This window comes from Bradyrhizobium sacchari, assembly GCF_002068095.1.
Classification (GTDB): domain Bacteria; phylum Pseudomonadota; class Alphaproteobacteria; order Rhizobiales; family Xanthobacteraceae; genus Bradyrhizobium; species Bradyrhizobium sacchari.
The window spans coordinates 21,588-27,705 of sequence record NZ_LWIG01000053.1 but is presented as its reverse complement, the minus strand read 5'-3'; the positions used below and the strand labels follow the sequence as shown (position 1 = coordinate 27,705).

General features: G+C 65.0%; 7 protein-coding genes. 6 read left to right on the top strand and 1 reads right to left on the bottom strand.

Going from position 1 to position 6,118, the window contains the following annotated elements:
- The 6 genes from A5906_RS45505 to A5906_RS42760 form a co-directional block, all read left to right on the top strand.
- Positions 1-1,429: mechanosensitive ion channel domain-containing protein (locus tag A5906_RS45505; protein WP_245327043.1), on the top strand; the 1,429-nt coding region annotated here is incomplete at its 5' end.
- A 101-nt stretch (positions 1,430-1,530) separates the two neighbouring features.
- Positions 1,531-2,529, top strand: a complete 999-nt coding sequence (locus A5906_RS33270; protein ID WP_080139524.1) for a tripartite tricarboxylate transporter substrate-binding protein — start codon at positions 1,531-1,533, stop codon at positions 2,527-2,529.
- A gap of 291 nt (positions 2,530-2,820) precedes the next feature.
- On the top strand, positions 2,821-4,473 hold the full coding sequence (locus tag A5906_RS33265) for an NAD-dependent malic enzyme (protein ID WP_080139361.1): 1,653 nt from the start codon (positions 2,821-2,823) through the stop codon (positions 4,471-4,473).
- Between the two features lie 162 nt (positions 4,474-4,635).
- Complete coding sequence (locus A5906_RS33260; RefSeq protein WP_080139360.1) at positions 4,636-5,154, top strand: septal ring lytic transglycosylase RlpA family protein; 519 nt, start codon at positions 4,636-4,638, stop codon at positions 5,152-5,154.
- A 159-nt stretch (positions 5,155-5,313) separates the two neighbouring features.
- A complete protein-coding gene (locus tag A5906_RS43375; protein WP_018640808.1) occupies positions 5,314-5,469 on the top strand; it encodes a hypothetical protein in 156 nt (51 codons plus the stop codon).
- 17 nt (positions 5,470-5,486) lie between these two features.
- On the top strand, positions 5,487-5,657 hold the full coding sequence (locus tag A5906_RS42760) for a hypothetical protein (RefSeq protein WP_245327042.1): 171 nt from the start codon (positions 5,487-5,489) through the stop codon (positions 5,655-5,657).
- A gap of 78 nt (positions 5,658-5,735) precedes the next feature.
- On the opposite strand, the gene A5906_RS43370 is transcribed toward A5906_RS42760, so the two are convergent.
- Positions 5,736-6,041 (bottom strand): hypothetical protein, encoded by a 306-nt coding sequence (locus tag A5906_RS43370; protein WP_080139359.1) that lies wholly within the window; start codon positions 6,039-6,041, stop codon positions 5,736-5,738.
- Positions 6,042-6,118: the final 77 nt, after the last annotated feature.

The following is a 6,118-nucleotide window of genomic DNA, read 5'->3' as shown; positions in this document are numbered from 1 at the left end:
CCGCCGCATCGTCGGTGTCGGTGTCACCGGCATTGCCTTCGCCAATGTGGCGCTGCTGCTCGGCCTGCATCGGGCCGGCTATGCCGCGCTGCTGCGCATGGTGATGCTGGTCGTTCACCTCTTCATCGTCGTCATCATCCTGCAATGCCGCCGCCAGGTCGCCGAAGCCATCCGCGCGCCGGCCGATCGGCAGGGCATCGCGGCCGGCATGCGCAATCGCATCGCCGGCGGCTGGCATTACCTCGCCATTGCGCTCGATCTGGCGCTATGGGCGGTGTGGGCGCTCAACATCCGCAACGGCTATTCGCTGCTGCTGCAATATTTCGTCGGCACCGTCGTGGTGGCGCTGATCACGCGCGTCGCGATCATGCTGACGCTCGGCCTGATCGACCGCGGCTTCCGCATCAAGCCGGAGATCCTGCAGCGCTTTCCGGGGCTGGAGGTCCGGGCCAACCGCTATCTGCCGCTGCTGCGCAAGATCGTCTCGAGTGCGATCGCCTTCGTCGGCTTCGTGGCCGTGCTCGAGGTGTGGGGCGTGGACGCCATCGTCTGGTTCTATGGCGGCCAGATCGGCGGCCGGCTGATCTCGGCGGTCGTGACGATCGGCGTGGCCGTGTTCATCGCCGCGGCCATCTGGGAAATCAGCAATGCGCTGCTGGATCGCCAGATCAATGCGCTGTCTCGCGACGGCCATTACGCCCGCGCCGCGCGCCTGCGTACCTTCCAGCCGATGCTGCGCACCGCGCTGCTCTGCCTGATCGCCACGGTCGTGGGCCTCACGGCGCTGAGCGAGATCGGCGTCAATGTCGCGCCGCTGCTCGCGGGTGCCGGCATCGTCGGCATCGCGATCGGCTTCGGTTCGCAGAAGCTGGTGCAGGATCTCATCACCGGCCTGTTCCTGCTGCTGGAGAACACGGTGCAGGTCGGCGACACCGTCAGTGTCTCCGGCCTCTCGGGGGTCGTCGAGAACGTCTCGATCCGCACCATCCGCCTGCGCGCCGGCGACGGCGCCGTGCACATCGTGCCGTTCAGCGCGGTCACCACCATCACCAATGCCAGCCGCGGCGCCGGCAACGCCTCGGTCAGCGTCAACGTCGCCTATAAGGAGGACACCGATCGCGCTGGCCAGATCCTCAAGGATATCGTCGACGAGATGCGGCGCGAAGCGGACTTCCGCGCGCTGATCCGCGGCGATCTCGAGCTGTGGGGCGTCGACAAGGTCGATGGCGCGATGGTGTCGATCGTCGGCCAGATCCGCTGCACCGAGGCCGGCCGCTGGCCAGTGCAGCGCGAATTCAACCGCCGCATGAAGCAGCGCTTCCAGCAGCACGGCATCGAGGTTGCTTCCGCGACCCAGACCATTCTGATGCATGTCGCGCCGCCGGCCGATCATGCCGCGAACCTGACGCCGCGTCGGGCCGCAGGATAGCGGCCTGCTCAACTTCCCGCTTGCCTCTGCTCACCCGGCAGCGTTCACTCCAGTTCCAGTCCGCGGACAACATGCGGGCGGCAAAAAGGGTGGAGACGATGATGTGGGGGCTGTGGGCCGGGTTTCGTGGTCATGTGTTCGTCATTTGCGCGTTGATCGGATATGCGGCTTGGGCCGCACCTGGCAACGCGCAGCCGTTTCCATCGCGCCCCGTCACGCTCGTCGTGCCGTTCGCAGCGGGTGGCCCGACCGACACGCTGGCGCGGATTCTCTCCGAGCGGATCGCGGCCGAACTCCACACGACGGTCGTGGTCGAGAACGTGGCGGGCGCCTCCGGCAGCATCGCCGGCGCCCGCGTCGCACGCGCGGCGCCGGACGGCACCACCATCACCATCGGCCATTGGGGCACGCATGTGCTGAATGGCGCGATCTTCAAGCTGCCTTACGACGTGATCGCCGATTTCGAACCGGTCGCGACCATCGCGATGGGCACGCAGCTCATCGTCGGCCGGAAGTCGCTCGAGGCGAACAATCTGAAAGAGATGATCGCGTGGCTGAAGGCCCACCCGGGCAAGGCCACCGCCGGGACCGCCGGCGCGGGCACCGGCGCCCATGTCGCCGGCGTCTTCTTCAAGGAGAAGACCGGGACCGACTTCCAGTTCGTGCCCTATCGCGGCGCCGGGCCCGCCATGATCGATCTGGTCGCAGGCCAGATCGACATCATGTTCGACCAGGCCTCGAACTCGCTGCCGCAGTACAAGAACGGCGCGATCAAGGCGTTTGCGGTGACCTCGCCGACGCGGCTTGCATCTGCACCGGATATCCCGACCGTCGACGAGGCGGGCCTGCCCGGGCTCTATATTTCCTACTGGCACGGCATCTGGGCACCGAAGAACACGCCGAAGGATATCGTCGCAAGGCTCAATGCAGCCATCGTCGCCGTGCTAGCTGATGCTTCCGTCAAGCAGCGCTTTGGCGAACTCGGGCAGGAGATACCGCCTATCGACCAGCAAACGCCCGCAGCGCTCGCCGCCTTCCAGAAGGCTGAGACCGAGAAATGGTGGCCGATCGTGAAGGCCGCCGACATCAAGCCGGAATAGCGGCGCGGCGCCACATGCACCGCTCCTCATCCTGCGGAGGCCCGCGCAGCGGCCGTCTCGAAGGATGGCCGCGGGCGAGATCAGGGCTTCGAGACGCGCGTCCCGCGTCCCTCGCCATGAGGAGAGGGAGTTTGCGCCGTTAACCTTTTGGCGCGCGCATTTGCTGGATTTCGCGCCAATCTCGCTGCGGTGCGAGATCACAATCGATCCGCGTACGGCTACGTCCTTGATCTCAGGGGAGCGCTGGCCGACAATGCCCGCGGTTCAATAAGAAACTCCCTGGGGGAATTCGTGAATAGACCTGCTCGGGTCAGTGCCCAATCGACTTCATCCGACCCCGCGCACGGCATGACGCTGCTGCGCGATCCCCTGCTCAACAAGGGGACCGCCTTCACGGAAGCGGAGCGCGCCGCACTCGGCCTGCGCGGCCTGCTGCCGCCTTGCGTGCTGACGATCGAGGCGCAGGTCGAACGCGTGCTGATCAATCTGCGTTCGCTGCCGACCGATCTCGAAAAATACGTCGCGCTGAACGCGCTGCACGACCGCAACGAGGCGCTGTTCTTCCGCGTCGTCGTCGACAATATCGACGAGATCCAGCCGATCATCTACACGCCGACCGTCGGGCTCGCCTGCCAGAAATACGGCCTGATCTTCCAGCGCCCGCGCGGCATGTTCATTTCCTCGCGCGATCGTGGCCAGATCGCCGAGATCCTGAAGAACTGGCCCTATGCGGCCAAGCTGATCGTCGTCACCGACGGCGAGCGCATTTTGGGACTTGGCGATCTCGGTGCCAACGGCATGGGGATCCCCGTCGGCAAGCTGTCGCTCTATTCCGCCTGTGCCGGCATTCATCCCGAGCATTGTCTGCCGATCGTGCTCGACGTCGGCACCAACAACGAAGAACTCCTGAACGATCCCTATTATCTCGGCCTGCGTGAGCGGCGGCTGACGGGCGAGGCCTACGACAGCTTCGTCGACGAGTTCATGACGGCCGCGCGGAAAACCTTCCCGGGCGTGCTGATCCAGTTCGAGGATTTCGCCAACCATTCCGCGTTCAAGCTGCTGCACAAATATCGCGGTGAGGCCTGCGTTTTCAACGACGACATCCAGGGCACGGCGGCGGTGGCGCTCGCCGGTCTGTTCTCGGCCCTGCGCGTCTCCGGCGGCAAGCTGAAGGATCAGAAGATCCTGTTCCTCGGCGCGGGCGAGGCGGCGACCGGCATCGCCGATCTCGTGGTCTCCGCCATGATGGCGGAGGGCGCAACCGAGGCGGAAGCGCTCCGGCGCAATTGGCTGGTGGATTCCCGCGGCCTCGTCGTCAGCGGTCGTGATGGTCTCTCCGGTCACAAGCTGCGCTACGCCCATGCCGACCAGGTGCCGATTGCGGACTTCCTCACCGCGATCAGGACGCTGAAGCCGACGGCGATCATCGGTGTTGCGGCGGTCGGCGGCGCCTTCACGCCCGAGGTGCTGAAAACGATGGCCGAGCTCAACGAGCAGCCGATCGTGTTCGCGCTGTCCAACCCGACTTCGAAGGCGGAATGCTCGGCCGAGGATGCCTACCGCTATACCGAGGGGCGCGCGCTGTTCGCCTGCGGCAGCCCGTACGATCCGGTCAAGCTCAACGGCCGCACCTTCGTGCCGCGCCAGGGCAACAATTCCTACATCTTCCCCGGGGTCGGCCTCGGCGTCATCGCCAGCCGCTCCAGGCTGGTGACGGACGAAATGTTCATGGCGGCCGCCCATACGCTCGCCGATTGCGTCGGCAAGGAGGACCTCGCCCAGGGCAGCCTCTATCCGGCGCTGCCCCGCATCCGCGAGGTCTCGGCCCTCATCGCCGCCGCCGTCGCCGACGTCGCCTATCAGCGCGGGCTGGCGGACGGACCCGCGCCGAATGACGTCAAGGCCCTGGTCCAGTCCCAGATGTACGAGCCGAAGTACTGAAGCGGCCGCGACGGTAGGGCTGTCTGTCCCGTTTCGGGACATCCACTGTGGTGAAATCGTCACAGCCGACCCGAAACGAAGGCGGCCGCAAGGCCGCTTTTGTTCCGACAAGGTTCTGCCCTCATTGCCCACCGAAACTTGCGGTTGTTCGGAGGGCGCATCATGTCTCGCATTGCACGTGCCGAAACTGCCCGGATGCCGCTGGCGACCTCGAGCCGGTTGCTGCTCGCGATCCTGGGCGCCGCATCGCTCGCCGCCTGCGCGCAGTCGCCGGTCGGCCGCCAGAGAGCCGATCTCGCCGGCACAAGCCGGCAGGCCGCAGTCGAGCGGCCGCACAGGGTGGCGGCGCTGCATCCGCGGCCGATCAGCCGGGCGCGTGTTCCCGACGGTGAGGCAAAGCGAACCGCCTCGCATGGCCTCGCCAGCTTCTACTCGGACACCGAGACCGCGAGCGGTGAGAAGTTCGACAAGAACGAATTGACCGCGGCGCACCCCACGCTGCCGTTCGGCACCAAGCTGCGCGTCACCGACGTGTCCTCCGGCCGCTTCGTCACGGTCAGGGTCAACGATCGCGGCCCCTTCGTCCGCGGCCGTGTGGTCGACATCTCGCCGTCCGCGGCCGAAGCGCTGGGCATGGTCGACAAGGGCCTCGCCAATGTCCGGCTCGACGTCGTGCGATAGAGCATGATCCGGAAAAGTGCGTGGCGGTCTTCCGAAAAGAGCATGCTCAAACAATCAAGCCCTTTCGCGCCTATGACGCTTCGCGCTTAACCGGCTGTTAGCGGCTTCTCAAGCACCATGGCTGCCCAAACAAATCGGGGCTTTTGGGGAGGCGGACGCTTGAACACGATCCAGTATCTCGAAGATCAGGCCGCGCGTGCCGAGCGGCTCGCCAAACGGATCACGGATACGCTGACGATCGAAAAGCTCCTGACCTTCGCCGGAGAACGCCGCCGCGAGATCGAGGTCATCACCGGCAAGTATCGGCGCGCATAACTCCCGTAACCCATGCCGTGAGCGCATTCGTGCTTCCTGCGAAGCGCGGAACTTCTGCTCCTCTCCTGCGTCAACTGGGCGTGAGAGAGGAGGAGGACATCATGGGTTTTGGACGAGGTGCTTTGCTTTGGTTGCTTGGCGTGCCGCTGCCGATCATTCTGCTGCTGGCATTGTTCTGGCACCATTGAGGTTGCTATACGAAAAGCGCCGCGGACGCGGCGCTTTTTTGTTGGGCGCGATCTGAAGCGTGCGAGCGCGATCCGCGCTCAGCTATGGCTCTCGACGAAGTCGCTGAGATAGTCGGGCAGCTCTATGCCATAGATGTCGCAACGCGCCTTTATCTCGCCGACGACGTCCGTCGAGATGTCCTTCATCCAGTGCTCGAGCGTGTTGAACGAGATCACCTTGATCGGATCGTTGAAGCAACCGGCGACGAACTCGCCGATCGTAGCTTCGAGATCGCTACGCTCGATGCGGATTTCAGTCGCCTCGTCGCGGCGATCGATCACCACGAACAGGGTCTGATCTGCGCCATAAGGCACGGACGGGGGCAGTACGCCAGTTTCAAGCATGTGAGGCACTCACGACCTGACTTCCGATCTCCGACAACGGGAAAAACCGGAAGAAGGTTCCTACGCACGTGCTTGTG

Excerpts from the sequence above, each read along its gene's own strand:
- A5906_RS33270 (WP_080139524.1), top strand. The coding sequence starts at position 1,531 with ATGTGGGGGCTGTGGGCCGGGTTTCGTGGTCATGTGTTCGTCATTTGC.
- A5906_RS33260 (WP_080139360.1), top strand. The coding sequence starts at position 4,636 with ATGTCTCGCATTGCACGTGCCGAAACTGCCCGGATGCCGCTGGCGACC.
- A5906_RS43370 (WP_080139359.1), bottom strand. The coding sequence starts at position 6,041 with ATGCTTGAAACTGGCGTACTGCCCCCGTCCGTGCCTTATGGCGCAGAT.